Genomic DNA, 17,802 nt, shown 5'->3' with positions numbered 1-17,802 from the left:
CCTATAACAGGTGTTATAGCCTATTTCATAGTTTTAAATCACCATTACCCATTACCTAATCCCCAATCCCCAATCCCCAATCCCCAATCCCCAATCCCCAATCCCTAATCCCCAATCCCCTCATTCCAAATTCATTACTTCCCGTCCATATTTGAGGACTGTTGACATCCAAATTAACTCGTCCATAAACCTTGACATTCGACGAATGTATGTTGGTTTGTCAATTAAATTACCTGACTCATCAAATAGGTTCTGAACTTCGCTAAAGTTAAGGTCATAAAAAATTGTCACTAGTCCCAACTCCCGCATTACAGGTAGTAGGTTTTGGATGACTCTGGTACCGCCAAAAGAACCTGCTGACACGCCACATATTCCTACAGCTTTGTGGATGTACTCTTTAAGACAGGTATCGAGTACGTGCTTCAGCAAACCTGGATAACCATGATTGTATTCGGGTGCGACAATGATTAAGCCATCGGCGCGTTCCATAGTGGCGGAAAATTGAGGATCTTTGATTGATTCACCTGCATCATCAGTTGCGATCGCAATATTTCTAATATCTATCAGTTCGGTCTGGAGGCGATCGCGTGTGGCAACTTGTTCCACAATAAATTTAGCAACATATTCGCTTTGACGACCTTGACGGGGAGTGCCAAGGATGACTGGAATAAATAAAGATGAATTTACCATAGTTTTTTCTATCTACTGTTCCTGATAATTCCACAACAATCCACCATCCACAAAGAAGGTGCTACCTGTAATGTAGTTAGCATCAGCAGAAGCTAAGAATGCAACTAGAGAAGCAACATCCTGTGGTTGTCCCAAACGCCCAAGGGGAATATTTTGTAATAGCGCCCCCAATTTTTCAGGGTTGTTTAAAAGTTTAGTATTAATGGGAGTTTCTATTGCTCCAGGCGCAACATTATTAATTGTAATTCCCAGAGAACCCAATTCAACAGCCAAGTTGCGAGTTAGCATTTTCATCCCACCTTTACTGGCACAGTAAGCCGTAAAGTTAGGAAATGGTAATTCTTCATGGACGGAACTAATATTAATAATTTTTCCGGTTCTTTTAGTTTCAAGCAAATGTTTTACGAAAGTTTGCGTCGCAAAGAAAACTCCTTTTAAATTGACATTCATCACAGCATCATAATCAGCTTCAGAGACTTCCCAAAATGGTGCATGTTTTTCAATTCCAGCATTATTCACCAAAATATCTAACTTGCCAAAATGCTGAATGCTTTCTGCAATTAATTGCTGGACTTCATCTACACTTCCTAAATCTGCTTGAATTGTGTAACCGTGAGCTTGGCTACACTGAGCCATATAACACTTACCACCAGCAGCCTCCACCTTTGCTAGAGTTGCCTCTGCTCCCTCTGGATGAGAGCGATAATTAATCACAACATCTGCACCTTCTTGAGCCAAACGTATTACAATTCCTTGACCAATTCCTTGGCTACTACCAGTAACCAAAGCAACTTTTCCTGCTAATTTCATAATTATCTCCTTGTCAGCAATTCTCAGTTTTTAGCTAAGTTTTAACTACTCAAACGCGCCACGCCAAAAGTAGCATTAAACTTCCGGCACCAAATAGCGGCTGATTTATAATCAGCTAAATTAATGTTGTTAGGAATGGCATAACTTTGAGCGCCACTATATTTTTGTAAAGGTGCAATAATTACATAATCATCTTTTTTTAAAGGATATGATGGTGCTTGAGTTGATTTCAGCACGTTATCTGAACGATGTAAGATGACTACTAAATCTGGGCCGGAAGTAGAAGTTTTAAAAGACTTATCTAGTTCCAGAATAGATTTACCATTTTTGGTAGTAATGCGAACTATGCCTTTAGTTGTATGTTCACCAGAAATAAAAGCACCAGATTTATGTGCAGAGACATTTTGAGCCGTTGCTATCGGACTCACAGATGCATTAACAATATCCTGATTTTTCGAGACATTTCCTACACAGCTAACTACGATTAAAGAAACAGCACTAACTATTAATAAAGGTTTGAATTGCATCACTCAAAATCCTCTTGTTTAACCTTTAAAGTAATTATTGCTTTGTTACTCAAGATAAAAATTATGCGTAACTAAGGAATTTCAGGGCTGAAGCTGAAATTTTACCCTGAAATTTCTTATAGTTTTCTCAGCAAAATCTCAATTTTGAGTTGGGATTGCATATTTTTAAGTTAATTTAAGCAAATATTCATAATTGTGCTGTATACGCACGGCATCTATCTCTAGTAGAATTTGGCTATAAAATTCCTGTAATCTCTACTTTTTAGTGGGTAGAGAAAATTTATTCATTAATTTTTTCATTCTTTTTGATAAATTTGGTAACTTATATCCATGAGTAACACCAGTAATAGCCAAATGTTGTTACAACACCAATCTTGGCAGCGTGAACGCAGAATAATCGAGCTTTTATCTTCTTTAAATTATCGGACTGGTGAATTAAGCAGCTATTTGCATAATATTGCTTGCGGAGTTAGCGAGTTAATAGCAGTTGATTGGACAGTTGTTACCTTTTGCCAAGAAGGTTTTGAAACTATCCTAGCCAGTAGTCTTGAAATACCGGAAGATGCACCGCGTGTTTATGCATTACATGGTCGGTTAATTGGTACAGTCATGGAAGTTAAGCGGACGTTAGCCGTTGAGGATGCTATTGCTAATCCCAAATATGGCAAACCTGCACCTGGTTATCGTGCATATTTAGGCATACCTTTACAAACTTCTGAAGGTCAAGTATTTGGGACAATTTGCTCTTTTCATCAACAAGCACGTGAATTTACAAGTGATGAAATTCAAATTGTAGAACTATTTGCGGAACGCGCAGCTACGGCAATTGATCACTATCATTTATATCAAAAACAATGTGAATTTAATCAAAAATTAGAAGCAGAGGTAGAAAACCGGACGGCAGAATTACGAGCAGTACAGGCTAAGTTAGTTGAACAGGAAAGATTAGCTGCTATTGGTGAATTTTCATCGATTATTGTCCATGAAATTCGTAATCCCTTAACTACTATGGTGATGGGATTGAAGTATTTTAAGAAAACTATTTTGACGGAAGCTTCTCAAGAGAGATTATCTTTAGCATTGAGCGAAGCTGGTCGTTTAGAACGGCTATTAAGCGAAATTTTGCTCTACGCTAAACCTCAAGTATTGCAGCTTTGCGAATTGGATGTAAATGATTTTATTCAGGAGTTGCTGTTAACCATCCAGGAAATGCCAGAAGCGTTAAATCGAAAAATTGAATTTATTCCTGCATCTTCTGTGGTAAAAATTTCTGGGGATAGGGACAAGCTGAAACAAGTTTTTATTAATATTGTCCGCAATGCTTGCGAAGCTGTTGCAGATGGAGATGTTATCAAGTGGGAAGTGAATACTGTGCTACCTGATGCAGTTTATATTAATGTGCATAATGATGGTAATCCTATTCCACCAGAAATTCTCTGCAAGCTTTCTCAACCATTTTTCTCGACAAAAGCTGAAGGTACGGGGTTGGGACTTGCGATTACTAAACGCATTGTAAATGCTCATGGTGGTAAATTATGTATCCAGTCTCAGCCGTTAACTGGAACTGATGTTACTGTGCAATTACCTGTTCTGAATTGAACTTGGAAAGCTGACAAGATGTCCACCCCACAAAATGATAAGATTTTGGATTTTATCCCTTTGAAATATATAAAATATTATCTGTAGCGAAACACAACAATTTTGGTGCGTTGCGCTGCGCGACAACACACCCTACATCAGGCTTTAAAAGTAAACTCATCAAACTTAATTACTTCAGAATCGGGTTTGCGAGTATCAAAACGATAGCTGCTAACTGTACCTGTGGCTGTGTCGAAAATACTAAAAACTGTGATGTCGTTACTGGCAATATAAGGCATCGGTTTACCATCTTCTCCTAATAATGGAGCGATTGTTGGTACTATTGGCTCTAGACCATTTGGGTCACCAGATACCACATATTCTTCTTGATATCCAGATGGGACTTCTCGCTTTCTCTCACCCCAAGCTGCACCATAAGAATTGCCAACATTGGATGTTTCTAAAAAGTGCATTCCACTAGAACTAACAAAGCGATTCCATAAATGAGAATGCCCATATAAAACAAATTGTACATTCGCAGATTCTAGTAAAGGCATGACATCGCGGATGAGATAATCAGCATCTTTAGGATATTCGTAACGCACTGCTTTGATATTACCAAAATTATCTCGTTCAATTATTTGTACTGGCTCTGTATAAGCTGGGACGATGTTATCACCTAAAGTATGGGGTGGATGATGAAACATCACAACTTTGTATTTTGCTTGTTTAAATTCATTGCTATTAAGTTCTGCTTCTAGCCAATTATATTGCTGGCTACCTTTAGCAATTTGTTCATAAATTAACTGTCCATAACCCCAATTTTCAGGATTATTTAAATCTTGGCTAATTTCGTCATATCTCCCTTTATATGTACCATTCAAGTAAGGACTGCGCCACATATTAGTGGCATAAAGAACTACTAAACGCACATCACCAAAGGAAACAGCATAATATCGCTTTCCGCCTGTTTTACTTGTTGGTAATGTAAAAATTTCTTCGTAAGTATCAGTATTAAAAGAATTATCTTTTAGGGATTTACCGCTATATAATCTTTGAGCTACGGCGCGGGGAATCGTATCATTAAATTCATCATCTAAAGTTGCTGTTCTTTGGAATCTCCCCATCACCTCATGATTGCCAATACAGGGAAACAAGGGTGCGTGTTGAATGATTTTACCGCCAGTATAGGAAGTTTTGACTCCATTATGGTTCATTTCATAGTTAGCGCGCCCTTGTAATCCAGGAAAGAACGCACCACCGCGATGATCATCAAACCATTCGGAAGCGCGATCGCTTATATTAACTAAATCACCAGCAAACCACACAGCGTCTACTCTACCTACTGTCTCAACCACCTTTTGCAGATTTGCTGCTGTCATCGGCTTCAGTTGATGGTCTGAGGTGAGTAAAATTTTCAATGGTGTTCCTGGTTTAGGATTAGCTGCAAGGGTAAAAATATCGCTGCTGATGCTTTCCCCATCTTCCCGCACACTCGTAATCTGATAATTCACCCGCACACCAGGAGTTAACCCACTTACCTCAGCCTCATGTCGCCAAATATCACGCCAAACAGGTTTTTGATAAACTTGACCATCTCCAGCTTGCTTACCGATATGCGATCGCTGATCTTCTCTAGCGCGACTCAGTTTCATTGTACTTGCACGGGCAGTCTGATTGAGATTTTCTCCGTAATTGACTGTATGTTTACTACCAGCGAACTCTGTAAACCAAACTACTCGCACTGAGGTTTCAGTTGGTAGTTGCAAAAATGGATCAGTCAGCAATTGCGGTGCTGATGTCATAATTGTTTGCCCAAATGAACGCACGCTTACCAGCGTAAAGCATACAGTAAGCAGAAATAAAAGGGCTAGTACAACAAGGCAAAAGTAAAAAGTGAGCCAGTGCGGTGGACGGGTTCCCCGGCATAAAGCAACTGGCGAACTCCGCAGGAGTAAAAAGTAAAAAGAAAGAATACTTATACCGCAAGCTTTTTACCCATTCCAAATAGATGGTTGATTTCCGCCGTGCTGTACTAGGGCTACCATTTTGTGATGGTGGCGGAAACTTTTAATCATGGGTAATACCAATTCGTAATTCGTAATTTACGGCGGATATGAATCAAAAACGTTCCTGATCCCATAAAGGTTTCTAGGTTCGCTCAAAATTATATTTTGGTATTACCTATGAAATTATGAAAGTCAGATGCAAAAGCTTAACCGCCTAAGTCTTGAATCTGCTCTGGTGTTAATTCTTGCACATTACTCAAAACTATAGCTGCGCCTGCTTTTTTGAGTGTTTCAGCATAAGCATCACGACGCGCTGCTGTTTCCTGCACATGAGGGGGTAAAACGCCGACACCAATCCAAGTGCGGTGCGGCTGCTGATTGCGCGCTTTTTCTACTGTGTACATATCAGCTACGGTATCTCCTACATACACCACAGTAGGTAAAGCATCGCAGCCATTATCTAAGATTTGTACAGTCGCAAAAAGTCCTGTGGGATCGGGTTTACCTGGCGCATCTTCCATTGCAATCAATACAGGAGACTGTAAACCCAGGCGTTTCTGCAAAACATAGTTAGCCGAACCACGAGTAGCACCACTAAAAAATCCCCAAGCAATATTCGCTTGTGTGAGTTGTTCTAAGTAACTGGGTTGCAATAACAAGGGTTCATCACAAATATATCCAGTGAAATTGTTGGGATCTGTACCTCGGTAACGAGATTGAAAAAAGGTAACTATATCGTTGTAATCAAGTTGTAGTTGTTCTCGCAGCTGTCCTTGACTTTGGAAATAACGGTAAATCAACTCTTGGGATGCTTCCCAATCATTATTCCAAATACCTTCAGACTTCAGTTGGTCAATATCTAATGGTGTAGGACGATACGCTTGATTGGTAAAATACTCAACAGTATCTGCGATCGCGCGACGATAAGAACCACTAACATCGCGAATCACGCCATCAATATCAAAAACTGCGATCGCTTTTGGTGATAATTTTTCTGTCATAAATATAGGGCATGGGGCATGGGGCATGGGGCATGGGGCATAAAGAAGTTTGTTCTATTCTCTATTGCCGATAGCTTTGAGATAAGCATTGAGTTTGGGTAATAGTTGATCCAGAAACGGTTTTAAGATGCTTACCTGTTCAGTTGTCAATAGCTTTCTGGTGTAGGTTAATCGCAACCAGTTGATAGTTTCGTATAAAGAACCTCTAGCAATCTTGACAAAACGCCGATTGTCTTGGTCATTATACCTACCTCTGCCCTCTGCTATATTCACACAAATACTATCAGCAGAGCGAACAATTTGCTTACCCATAGTATCTTGAGAGAAATTATCCCATACCTTCACAATCTGCCAAATTTCATTCGCTAGCTTTTCAGCTAATCGATAAACCTCTAAATCTTCAAAATCAGGCCTTCTCACACAATTCCTCTAAACTCAGGGACTGCCAATTCAAAAAATATTCCATAGTTATTATTGACAGTTCACAACCAACGAATTTAAGCAGAATAATTTATTTTTTAGAATTCCCTCATAACTACCCCATGCCCCATGCCCCATGCCCCATGCCCTATGCCCAATGCCCAATGCCCAAACTATTTACCCATCTGGTATGGTATTGCGTTAAAATAAGCGATCGCTGACTTAGTTAAGTAATGCTGGGATATACTCCGGAGGTGTGATTGACCAAGTTTATTTTGAAAATTCTTTGGTTAGACGAGAACGTTGCTCTCGCAGTAGACCAAGTTGTAGGTAAAGGCACCAGTCCTTTAACCAAGTACTTTTTCTGGCCTAGAAACGATGCTTGGGAAGAGTTAAAGAAGGAACTAGAATCTAAACACTGGATTAGTGACTTGGATCGTGTTGAGTTACTCAACAAAGCCACAGAAGTGATTAACTACTGGCAAGAGGAAGGTAGAAACCGTCCGATGGCAGAAGCGCAACTGAAGTTTCCCGAAGTGGCATTTACAGGTAGCGCCTGATATTGCCGCATTAGCTGCCCTGCTGTTTTACAAGGTGCCACAATTTGATGGTCTTGTCCCTGCTGCCACTAGCAATCAGTTGTGCATCAGGGCTGACAGCAATGGTAGATACAGAGTCGGCATGGCCAGAGAGAGTAGCAATTTCTGTTGCTGTGCTAACATTCCAAAGTTTAACAGTGCGATCGCGACTGGCACTAATCAACATTGTGCCATCCGATGTGAAAGCCAAGGCTAAAACTGACCAAGAATGGCCTGACAGTGTGGTAATTACCTGACCAGTGTTTACCTCCCACAATTTAATCGTGTTATCGTCGCTACCCGTCGCTAAAATTTTTCCATCGGGACTAAAAGCGACAGTCAAAACCGCCCATGCATGACCCGAAAGGGTGCCTAACAAGGTGTAATCTGGGCGGTTTTTAAATTCTCTCGTTTGCGAAAGCTGCCATAAGCAAATTGTCCGATCAAAACTGGTGCTGGCTAAAAGCTGCCCTTGAGGGCTAAATGCTACGGAATTTACCTGTAATTGGTGCTTACTCAGAGTAGAAATTTCTTTGCCAGTATTGACATCCCACAGTTTGACTGTTTTATCCCAACTCCCACTAGCCAAAATTTGCCCATCAGGACTGAAAGCCACGGATTTAACGGCGTGTGAATGTCCAGCTAAGGTGTAAATTTCTTGTAATTGATTGACATCCCACAATTTAATAGTGCGATCGTCGCTAGCTGTGGCTAATAGTTTACCATCAGGACTGTAGGCGACTGATTTTACTGCTTGAGAATGTCCTGATAGGGTAGCTAGGGGTTTTTGACTATTTACGTCCCAAAATTTAATAATTTTGTCGTCACCACTGGCTAATGTTGTACCATCAGGGTTGAAGCTAACACAGTTTATCCCTGCACAGGCGCTAGGAATGCCACTCAAGGTATGTATGCATTGCCAACCGCCGATGAACGCAGATGAACGCAGATGATTTGTTTTGTCTGTAATTCCCATTGCTAGCAAGACTTCATCAGCAGATTGAAAGCGGCGGCTGATGGATGGTTGCAGCAGTTTGTTGAGGATTTTCGTGAGTCGTTCGCTTACCTGATTTCTCAGATAATCTTGCCAAACCCAGCAATCATTGGCGACATCGTATAAATCAAATGGCGAAACTTCGGTAAGTAGGTAAATACAAGTGACACCCAAACTATAAATATCGCTAGCAAAAACTGCTTTTCCCCTCGCTTGTTCTGGTGCGATATATTCCGGGCTACCTATACAAATTTTACTGATCAACTGGTCAATGACACTGACTAGTTGAGCTGCAGCAAAATCAACTAAGACGAATTCGCCAGCAGCAGTGCGGATAATATTTTCGGGTTTGATATCGCAGTGGATGATATTGCGATCGCGAATAAATTTGAGAACAGGTAATATATTTGCTAACAGTTGCCAAATTTGATTTTCGCTGAAATTTCCTTCTGCTGCCAGTATGGTAGCTAAATTACTACCTGCGATAAATTCTTGTACTAAGTAGCAATATTGGTCATCTTGAAAATGGGAAAGTAAAGCCGGAATTTGAGGATGTTCGCCTAGTAGCTTGAGCTGCTGTGCTACTTTTACAAAGCTTTCTGGTGTTTGATTGTAATACGAAAATTGTTGCACAACGCACGGAACAGGAGGAAATTGATTTTCATCCACAACGAGGTAGGTTTTACAGAATCCCCCTTTCCCAATCAGCTGGAGTAAACGATAACGGTTTTGTATCAGCAAAATTTCCTGCCAAACTTTCAGCCAGATTACATCTATGGTAAATGTAGTATGGCTAATTTCAGTTAACGCTCGGTTACCATTCAATACTTGTCGGTTAAGGGCAAAAGGGCCAGAAAAAACCTTTAACCCTTACCCTTTCAACTTTTCCCCAAACCAAATTAAGAGTTGAAAATCCTTAACCGAGCAGTATTGGGTTACCATTAACCTCAAAAGTTTAGAAGTTAATGCTGTGACTTGCTGAGAATATTCCACAGATTGAACATTCACTGCACCGTATTCCTGTTAATTTTTGCGTTTTATTTCCTTTATTTTCGACTCAATAAATTGCTCAACTTTGTTAGCTGCGTAGTTATTTGGATCATCGTTCTTTCGGTCAGCTTTAACCAGAATCTGATCCAAAACTTCATTTGTACTTTTAACTACAATATGGAAGCGACCATAAGGTTTGCTGTTATGTCCCCAAGGTGTATCAACCACTTTGTTGAAAAAATAGACATATTTATAAACAAAAGATGACCAATTGCCACTAAGCTTATACTCTTGATAATGATCTTGATTTTGCTCATTCTCCAGAATTACATTCTCTAAGAAAATTTCATACTGATAAAAGCTTCCTGTACCACCTTGCTCTCCTTCATTACCCTGAAACTTAGCATTACTTAATGTGGCAATCAATTCTGAAGCTAGAGATGTAAATTTTTGTTGGTATATGCGATCGCCTATATGTATATCATTACCTTCTCCAATATTGACGTTATACTTACCTGGTTGGAATGCAGTACCTTTTTGGCTAGATTCGCTGGAAACCTGATTCACAACCTGACGTTTAAATAAATACCCATCCTGCACACGCATAAAGATCACAGGGATAGCGAAATCGCGTTTGCGATATTGCGTATCGAGTGCTACTGTACGCCGTCCATTTTGCGTGGCAATATCTACCGGATAATCTTTGGCTAATCGCTCGTAGAATTCGTAAGCAAACTGACTTGCCGTTAAATTAGAGACTTCGTACTGCATCGCCACGACTACAGATATATTCTGCTGCACAATTTTCGAGGCTACACTTACAAAAGCTTGTGATGCAGAAGACATTCCACTTTCACAAGCTTGTAAAAATACAATCCCTGGACGATGACGATTAAAAAGCCCGCCGAAAAAACTAGCGTCTACCCAATTTACTTTTTGTTGATTAAAAACTTTTTTTACTAAAGCAATTTCACCCACATTTTCCCCATCTTCATTCTGCAAGCGTCCATGCCCAATAAAGTGAAAAATATGAGGTTTTTGTTCTAGCAAATCATCAATTGCTGTGGGAGTAGCTGGGTTAACAACAGGCAAAAGTTCAATATGTTCTGGTTGGCTTTTTGCTAGTTCTTGCAATGCTGTTTGTACTGTCTCGTGTTCGACTTCTCCTAACTCTTGCAAAGAAGCGATCGCCAATGCAATTCTTAACTTTTCTCCCTGTTCTAGCTGAATAGGTGGGGCTGGATGCCATTGGGCGCGTCGGCGAGAAAAGACTAAGTTTGGATCTGTAGCTATCCAAATTTCACCTAAGTTTGCATTCCCAGGTAAACACATAAATTCCCAAGGTAATGCAGCAATTTCAGGCATTCCTTGTTCATCAATATCCAATTCGATTCGCAACAGTTGGCTTTGTTGCTGTACAACCTGGAAATGAAAATTTACAAAGTCCTGACGCAGCGTATCGTCAAATAAACTATTAAATAGAACTTCTCCAATCAGACGTGCTTGCTTGGAGTTTTTGATTTCGTCATTTCGTGCTGTATTAATTAGGGATTTAATTTCTTCTAAGTTATCTTGATAACGAAAGACACCAGAAGGTTCTCCCAAAAGCTTGTGTTGAGCGTCCCATTTTTCTACCTGCACGCGCTCAACATTAGCTATACGGATGCGGTAAGTATAATAACCTTTATTCATATCAAAACTAGCTTTTACCCTTGCCTTAGCAATACATTTTAATGATTTAAATTCAGCTTATTTGGGAAGTTTTAAAGTCCAGAATTCGGCATCACCACGGGCGAATTTACTTGCAGCATCATCCCCTTGTCCCAAAAATCTCTGAAAACGCTCCGATAAAGCAGCAGCTACATCTTCTAAAGCAGAAGTTAACCAGTTCATCTTTGGTTCAGCCCATGCTGTACCCCTCACAGTTATAGAATCAGTTCCCTGAGGTACTTTAAAGACGATCGCAAATTTTGCTGTCCCAATTCGTTGTAAATTGTCATCATTAATACGCCAGTAACACAGAGAGTTACCTTCACCATTGGTAATAATTTCCGAGTAACCAAGTTGATATCCGTAAGCAGGAACAGCAAGAAAAGCCTTTAAATTATCCTTAGTTGACACGCTTGCTTTCAGATTATCGGGAATTGATGGTAACAATTTAGCCAATTGAGAACTATCTATTCCTACACTCCATTCCAAGTCACCACCCAAGCCCACATCCATACCTACACCAAAACTCATCACTGAACGCCATTTATCAGATGGGAATAGGCTTTGAATAATTGGTTCTTTGCTTCCTTTAGGCCCAAAATCTAGCTCGCAGGTTAACCGCCAAAACTGCGCGCCTCGCTCAGGGCGTAAATCTATGGTAAAAGTCATGTAATAAAAGTCGAACTGGTTGCGTATCTGCTGCTTGTAAATGTCAATCAGTTCAGTACCGCTATTTTTAAATGTCTCCTCTGTAAGGCGAATTAACTTATCTTGAGGATTGCCAAAACTGACTTTTGTTTTAAACAGACTGTCAACAGCTTCTCCCCCAACGCCTAGTTTTGTTCCACCAGCGAGAGTTCCCTCCCATTTTTGAACTTCTTGTAGCAAGTCAGATAATAAAGCATCTGTCTGTTCTGGGTTTGGAGGGGTTAGCTCATCGTTCATCTACACCGTCTCCTTTGTGAAAACTTCCGTTTTGAATAAATAAGCATTTGGTGACATCAATAGAATCTACCAAGGTAGATTCTGTGATTCCTAAATATTTTTAGGATCATAAGTATAATTTTTACATTACAAGAATATTTTGGTATTAGACGAAATTAATAAGAAGACATTTTTAATCTTGATCAAGATATGACATAAAGCATACTAATATCAGCTTTTAGACACAGAGAAACTAAATAAAATCTTAAGTATTTTAATCATTGAATTGTGTAAGATAAAACTAAGAACTTATGAGAGATGGTGGATTCTAATAACATTAACAGCATTCTTAATCGCTTTGCCAGAGGAACCCACACAGAAATAGATATAGACACTCTGCGTCAAATTTTAAGTGTAGGCGATCGCGCAACGACTCCAGAGGCGTATCGCCGTGATCAACATGGTAGTTATATCATTCCACCCTCGCAGGGTGGCTCAAGCCTGACAATATCCTTTGGGAAGTAGGTGTTGATCATCTCCGTCGCGGAGCGGAAGTTATAACTGTTGGGGATGGGGGAATAATCCAGCGTTCACGCAGTGTGTCGTAGGTATCGCTGTTCACAAGCTGTCATTTATCCAACCACAATCTAAGTTTGGGCGATTCTAATTTCGTTGAGTGGGCATTATTAAACTATTGTCTCTTTTTCAGTCTAGGAGTTAAGTGTTCGGGAATATTTTCTAATTGAATAGCATTACAACCAAATTTATAAGCAGTCTCCACTGATCTACCCGCCCCAATAGCATCATAAAATCCTGTAGCAAACTTAATCGCAGCTTGATCTCCAATCGCTTTACTCATACCAATTACATGATTAATATGCTCGACGATAGCATCTGCCTGTACCTCAGAATAACAAGCGTTGAGCAGAACACACTCGACATGATGAGCACATAATTCAAATAATATTTTTAAAGCTCCTGTACTTACAAGTTTTGAATTGCCATCTTCATCTTGGATCAACAGTCCGTCTTCACCATTTCCATGTCCACAAAAATGGACAATTTGTGGCTCGATATCTAGCAAAGCTCGACGCAAATCATCAGCTTTTACAGCCCATCTTTGCTCTAATTTGAATTGATGGCGCTTCTCGGAACGACGTAAACCTTCATCAATTTCATGCACTTCTTTGTCTAAACGCAGCCTTGCTTTATTAACTGGACTTGATGCCAAAATTAAAATTACCTTCATCGTTGAATCCTGCTGCTTACACATCAGCGTCTGAATTTTAGCAATAAATTTTTTACTATCAAAATTTTGCTTACTAAAAAAAATAGCTCCATTCTCGGTAACTAAATCAGCAGAATCTTGAGTAGTTAAATGGGGCGTTCCGCTAACTGCTATTGCTGGTATCTGTCGTTCGCTAGCTAATTCGATTAATTGAATTCCCAATTTTTGCGACGAAATCAATGAATCCCCTAAACCAATATCAGTAACTAACAAATCCCATTGGCTTTCGTTAAGGGACTTATAAGCTTCAGCAAAAGTTTTCACAACTCTAATGTCTAAGTTATTAGTATCTTGCAGAGCACGACGAATCTTTTCTTGAAGAATACTCTGCCATTCTGATCCGTCTTCAACCAGAAGCACTTTCAAATATTTCATCTCAATTCCTGCACTTAATTTTGTAACTGGAGTTACTGCTACAAATTCATACCAATTTAAACAAGAATGCGACAGATGTGTAGTGGCATGGCAAGCCTAAAATAGTGCATTATTAAAACTCTTGTGGGGTGGACATCTTGTCCGCCCCATAAGAAGCTCTCCTACTTACATTTGTAGCGATCATTCTTCAAATTGGTATCAGATACCCGATTTGTAAATTGGCAAGATTACAGAAAACTTTGTTCCTGCATCAAGGGTACTATTCACTAATATTTTTCCTCCTAATCGCTCAACATAAAATCTTGTCCACCATAGTCCAAAACCCATGCCTCTTCTAGCACCCTTTGTTGAGTAATCAGGCTGGAAAATCTTTTCTAAATTTTCTCGTGCAATACCTACACCAGAATCAGTAACAGTGATTTTCACAAAACCTTCTTCGTCAATTCTAGCCTCAAGTGATAACTCACCTCCTAGCTCACTTTTCATCAGTATGGCATCTACCGCATTTTGGATGAGGTTATCGAAGACATATATCAATTGCTGTTTACCTGCAAATACTTCCGGTAAGCTGGCAAAAATGTGCAAATTTTGCTGAATATTTGAACTTATTTGCATTCGATTTATTGCTTGCATTACTACTTTTTTGAGATGAAGAGGTTGACGTTGTTCTTGCAGCCAAATCTTCAAACATTCAGCATCCTCTAACACCTTATTTGCTAAGGAAAAAATTTCAAATGCCTTGCTGCAATCGCCATCATCATTTTCATCAAGAATATCCTGCGCCCAGATACGAATAGCACCAACATAATTATTTATCTTATGAACTAACGGGCCTGCTAGTTCACCTAAGGTAGCTATTGCTTCTGTTTTCACAAGTTGTTCTTTAGTTTCTGCGTTTTGGATCGCAATAACCGCTAGATCTGCTAAAATTTCTAACCTGCGTAAATCCCCTTGGTCAAATTCTTGTGGTTTACGTCCTTCTACGTTAAGTACACCTAGTACACCACGATCCTTATCTAACAAAGGCACACATAATTCTGAGCGCACATTAGTAAAGCAGGGTTGATAGCGGATATCGGATTGAACATCATTGACTAATGCAGGCTGACGATGAGTAGCAACCCAACCTGTAATTCCTTTGTCTAGAGTGCCGTATTTTGGAGCTTGACTAGTTGGTATGCTTTCAGGATAACTAACCTTCGTGACTAGCAATTTATTCACAGAATCTAACAACCGAATGGTTCCTAATTCGGCTCCCGTGATTTGTACTGATTGCTGTACAATCAATTTCAACAGTTCATCTTCTTCTAATGTAGTAATAATCTGGCGGTCAATACTGCTTAATGTTTGTAACCATCGTTGATTTTTAATAGCAGTTGCGGCGGAGGAAGCTAAAGTATTAATAATTTGTTTCTCTTCGCCCGAAAAATCATGAGGTCGCCGATAATTAATGAACATAACTCCAACGATGTCTCGCTCTACCCTGAGTAAAACTCCAGCTACAGACTGAATTTTTTCTCGTTGACTAAAAGCTGAGTCTTTAAATATAGGCTCATTTGAAACTATTGAAGCATAGATATTTTCTCCATGTTTGATCAGTAAAAATGGTACATCTTGCTGATCAAGCTTTGTATCTTTCATTTTTTGCTCTTCTTTCAGACGACCTGCATAACTAACTTCAGGTAAAAAATGATTTTCGGTCTGAATATATGCATAAATGGTCACTACATCGGCTGCAAGGACATTTAAAGTGTTCCAGGCAATATCTCCTAATAAATCGGCATTTTCTGGTATCCGACTGAGTGATTGAGCAACTGAATGAATCGTGGCTAATTGACGTGCTTTATCAAGCATCTGTTGATAGGTGATTGCGTGCCAGATGGCATCAACTGCATTACGAGCAAACTGTTTGCCCAATTGCAACTCTTCTTGATTAAATTGATGTTCGCGCTGAAAGTGTACGTATAAAACTCCTACACAAATAGGCTCTAGTTGCCCTTGGCTAGTTTGATGTTGATGATTACTACTATCTCGATCAAGAGCAGTGATTTCCTCTATACTTGCGTTGCTACCATTGAGTAATAAGGGAAAAGCTGCATAAGTTCGAGAACCTTCTTTCAGGGCTATTGGGTTAAAAGAGCTTGGCTGTGAATTTTCGTTGGCTTTGGGTAAATCTGGTAAAAATTTAGGTTTACCCTCAAGAATAGCTTGCCAGCCTAACCCATTTAAACTTGGCTTGCGCGGTGGAAAGTCTTTGAGAAGCTGATGGTCAATACAGCCTGCACAAACTTCGTAAATATAATGGTTTTTCTGTGGTTCCCACAAAAAGTGTAGTGTAGTGAAGTCAGCTTTTAAAATGTGCCTAGCATTTTCAGCAACAGTTTCTAATACATAACGCAGACGTGCTTTACGAATATCTAGCGCTCTTTGAGCCACAAGTTTAGCTAATGCGATCGCTTGTTTATGGGTGATTTTGGTGTCACAATTCTCATAACCTGCTTCTACAGAGCCAATTACTTTAGGTGGAGCATAACCTGGTATTGGCTTCATAGTGATAATAGTATGTTGCTTTTCAGTCCCAATTTGCTTGGCAACAAAATTCTCTTGCCAATCATACTGTTCAAACCAATCCTCTAGAATTTTGCCGCTTTCATCTCGAATCAGAATAATCGGCGTAAAAATGCGGACAAGATGATGATGGTCAAATGTTTCAAAAATCCAACTATCAAAGCGTTCATTTTGCCCGGAGATAATCTCCGTGTGGCATTCTTTAACTATATCTGCTTGAATATCTCGTAATTCTGGATCGTCCTCCAGGTAATGTCTGGCTCGATTCACCCAATTTTTACCGATACCAATTCCATGTACTGCTTCAATAGTGTTTGATGCAGGCATGACTAAGGAGATATTGACAAAATCAAATCCCAATGAATCTTGAATTTCATGGCAAATGCGATCGAGAATTAATTCTAAGCGAAAGAGTTCAGTTGTCGCTTTGGCTATTTGGTTTTCAGCTTGGAGAATTTGCTGTTCAAATGCTTTGAAATCTTCGGGAAAATGTTGAGAATTATGCATATACATTTCCTGTAAGTGATGAATTACTAAAGGTTGGGTGGGTGTAGCGATTGGCGATCGCTCCTTGATGGATAATGCAGAGAATACCTACAGCAACATCAAGGACGAACGCACTCCAGAACTCCTTACCCCGTTGGGTTTCGGGTCAAGCGATATTTACCGCCAAGATTCTAAAATGACCGTTGTGGTGATTAAACACAACAAGATAATTCCCAGCTTAGAAAACCAATGGCCTGCAATAGGCAGTAGCATAACAACAGTATGTGAAGCTCCAAAACTAATGAATAAAATAGACATAATCGCAAAAGCGAATATTGCTAGCAAAAAATATTTGAGGAACTGAGCAGTAAATTGCAATAGCAAACTATAGTGTCTTGGTGTCATGGCTATAAACTCCAATCAGATTAGTTGTAATTCAATTTATTTGTCATGGACAAATGCTTAATTCACACCACAAATTTATGCATTTTGCACTCTCCCAGATTTAATTAATTGGCAGTATCTGTTAGCAATGGATATGCAAAGCTGAGGCATCGATTTGGTGATTTATATCGATGTTTTGTGAACAAATATTTAATTGTTTGCAAATACTTTCATGAAGGCAATCCAGCACAAAAATGTATGTGTTAGAGTTATGCTCTCATCACTTGCAAAATAAAGCTTAAATTTTGTGGGCTACTAATGGCGAATGCTGAAACCGTTTTACCTCTCGTATTAGATGATGCTGCATTTTTAAGCGCTAGGTTTGGTCACGGAATCAGGAAACTCTTCACATCCTCACAACAACACTCAACTTTGTCTTAGCCTTAACTCAGGCCCCATTGAATTTCTCT

General features: G+C 39.6%; 15 protein-coding genes. 4 read left to right on the top strand and 11 right to left on the bottom strand.

Going from position 1 to position 17,802, the window contains the following annotated elements; translation table 11 throughout:
- Positions 1 to 120: 120 nt before the first annotated feature.
- Genes HGR01_RS20830 through HGR01_RS20820 form a run of 3 tightly spaced genes read right to left on the bottom strand, consistent with a single transcriptional unit; the run spans position 121 to position 2,027 of the window.
- The gene (locus HGR01_RS20830) at positions 121 to 690 is read right to left on the bottom strand and encodes an NADPH-dependent FMN reductase (protein WP_045870197.1); all 570 of its coding nucleotides are present in this window, start codon (positions 688 to 690) and stop codon (positions 121 to 123) included.
- 12 nt (positions 691 to 702) lie between these two features.
- Positions 703 to 1,500, bottom strand: a complete 798-nt coding sequence (locus HGR01_RS20825) for an SDR family NAD(P)-dependent oxidoreductase (protein ID WP_045870196.1) — start codon at positions 1,498 to 1,500, stop codon at positions 703 to 705.
- 41 nt (positions 1,501 to 1,541) lie between these two features.
- Positions 1,542 to 2,027, bottom strand: coding sequence for a DM13 domain-containing protein (locus HGR01_RS20820; RefSeq protein ID WP_045870500.1), 486 nt, complete (start codon positions 2,025 to 2,027; stop codon positions 1,542 to 1,544).
- A 330-nt stretch (positions 2,028 to 2,357) separates the two neighbouring features.
- Between HGR01_RS20820 and HGR01_RS20815 the strand changes: the two genes are divergently transcribed.
- Positions 2,358 to 3,626 (top strand): ATP-binding protein, encoded by a 1,269-nt coding sequence (locus HGR01_RS20815; protein ID WP_081583999.1) that lies wholly within the window; start codon positions 2,358 to 2,360, stop codon positions 3,624 to 3,626.
- Positions 3,627 to 3,763: 137 nt separating this feature from the next.
- Here HGR01_RS20815 and HGR01_RS20810 read toward each other — a convergent pair whose 3' ends face one another.
- The 3 genes from HGR01_RS20810 to HGR01_RS20800 all read right to left on the bottom strand — a co-directional run bounded on the left by HGR01_RS20810 (position 3,764) and on the right by HGR01_RS20800 (position 7,035).
- Positions 3,764 to 5,410 (bottom strand): purple acid phosphatase family protein, encoded by a 1,647-nt coding sequence (locus tag HGR01_RS20810; RefSeq protein ID WP_045870195.1) that lies wholly within the window; start codon positions 5,408 to 5,410, stop codon positions 3,764 to 3,766.
- A gap of 410 nt (positions 5,411 to 5,820) precedes the next feature.
- A complete protein-coding gene (locus HGR01_RS20805) occupies positions 5,821 to 6,615 on the bottom strand; it encodes a TIGR01548 family HAD-type hydrolase (protein ID WP_045870194.1) in 795 nt (264 codons plus the stop codon).
- A 54-nt stretch (positions 6,616 to 6,669) separates the two neighbouring features.
- Positions 6,670 to 7,035: a four helix bundle protein gene (locus HGR01_RS20800; protein WP_045870193.1), complete on the bottom strand. Its 366-nt coding sequence runs from the start codon at positions 7,033 to 7,035 to the stop codon at positions 6,670 to 6,672.
- A gap of 260 nt (positions 7,036 to 7,295) precedes the next feature.
- On the opposite strand from HGR01_RS20800, the gene HGR01_RS20795 reads away from it, so the two are divergent.
- Positions 7,296 to 7,595, top strand: coding sequence for a 30S ribosomal protein PSRP-3 (locus HGR01_RS20795; protein WP_045870192.1), 300 nt, complete (start codon positions 7,296 to 7,298; stop codon positions 7,593 to 7,595).
- A gap of 10 nt (positions 7,596 to 7,605) precedes the next feature.
- On the opposite strand, the gene HGR01_RS20790 is transcribed toward HGR01_RS20795, so the two are convergent.
- The 3 genes from HGR01_RS20790 to HGR01_RS20780 all read right to left on the bottom strand — a co-directional run bounded on the left by HGR01_RS20790 (position 7,606) and on the right by HGR01_RS20780 (position 12,252).
- The gene (locus HGR01_RS20790; RefSeq protein WP_081584013.1) at positions 7,606 to 9,348 is read right to left on the bottom strand and encodes a serine/threonine-protein kinase; all 1,743 of its coding nucleotides are present in this window, start codon (positions 9,346 to 9,348) and stop codon (positions 7,606 to 7,608) included.
- A gap of 282 nt (positions 9,349 to 9,630) precedes the next feature.
- A complete protein-coding gene (locus HGR01_RS20785; RefSeq protein WP_052335173.1) occupies positions 9,631 to 11,289 on the bottom strand; it encodes a CHAT domain-containing protein in 1,659 nt (552 codons plus the stop codon).
- A gap of 57 nt (positions 11,290 to 11,346) precedes the next feature.
- Positions 11,347 to 12,252: a hypothetical protein gene (locus HGR01_RS20780; protein ID WP_096621701.1), complete on the bottom strand. Its 906-nt coding sequence runs from the start codon at positions 12,250 to 12,252 to the stop codon at positions 11,347 to 11,349.
- Between the two features lie 297 nt (positions 12,253 to 12,549).
- On the opposite strand from HGR01_RS20780, the gene HGR01_RS20775 reads away from it, so the two are divergent.
- On the top strand, positions 12,550 to 12,756 hold the full coding sequence (locus tag HGR01_RS20775) for a hypothetical protein (protein ID WP_045870190.1): 207 nt from the start codon (positions 12,550 to 12,552) through the stop codon (positions 12,754 to 12,756).
- Between the two features lie 166 nt (positions 12,757 to 12,922).
- Here the strand turns inward: HGR01_RS20775 and HGR01_RS20770 are convergent, their stop codons facing one another.
- Together HGR01_RS20770 and HGR01_RS20765 are read right to left on the bottom strand one after the other, a co-directional pair.
- A complete protein-coding gene (locus tag HGR01_RS20770) occupies positions 12,923 to 13,894 on the bottom strand; it encodes a CHAT domain-containing protein (protein WP_228045243.1) in 972 nt (323 codons plus the stop codon).
- Between the two features lie 198 nt (positions 13,895 to 14,092).
- A complete protein-coding gene (locus HGR01_RS20765) occupies positions 14,093 to 16,969 on the bottom strand; it encodes a GAF domain-containing protein (RefSeq protein ID WP_045870189.1) in 2,877 nt (958 codons plus the stop codon).
- Positions 16,970 to 17,006: 37 nt separating this feature from the next.
- Between HGR01_RS20765 and HGR01_RS20760 the strand changes: the two genes are divergently transcribed.
- Positions 17,007 to 17,312: a hypothetical protein gene (locus HGR01_RS20760; RefSeq protein ID WP_155539208.1), complete on the top strand. Its 306-nt coding sequence runs from the start codon at positions 17,007 to 17,009 to the stop codon at positions 17,310 to 17,312.
- The last annotated feature ends 490 nt before the right edge of the window (positions 17,313 to 17,802 follow it).

It is taken from the genome of Tolypothrix sp. PCC 7712, assembly GCF_025860405.1.
Taxonomy (GTDB): Bacteria; Cyanobacteriota; Cyanobacteriia; order Cyanobacteriales; family Nostocaceae; genus Aulosira; species Aulosira diplosiphon.
This window is presented reverse-complemented; position numbering and strand designations above follow the sequence as displayed.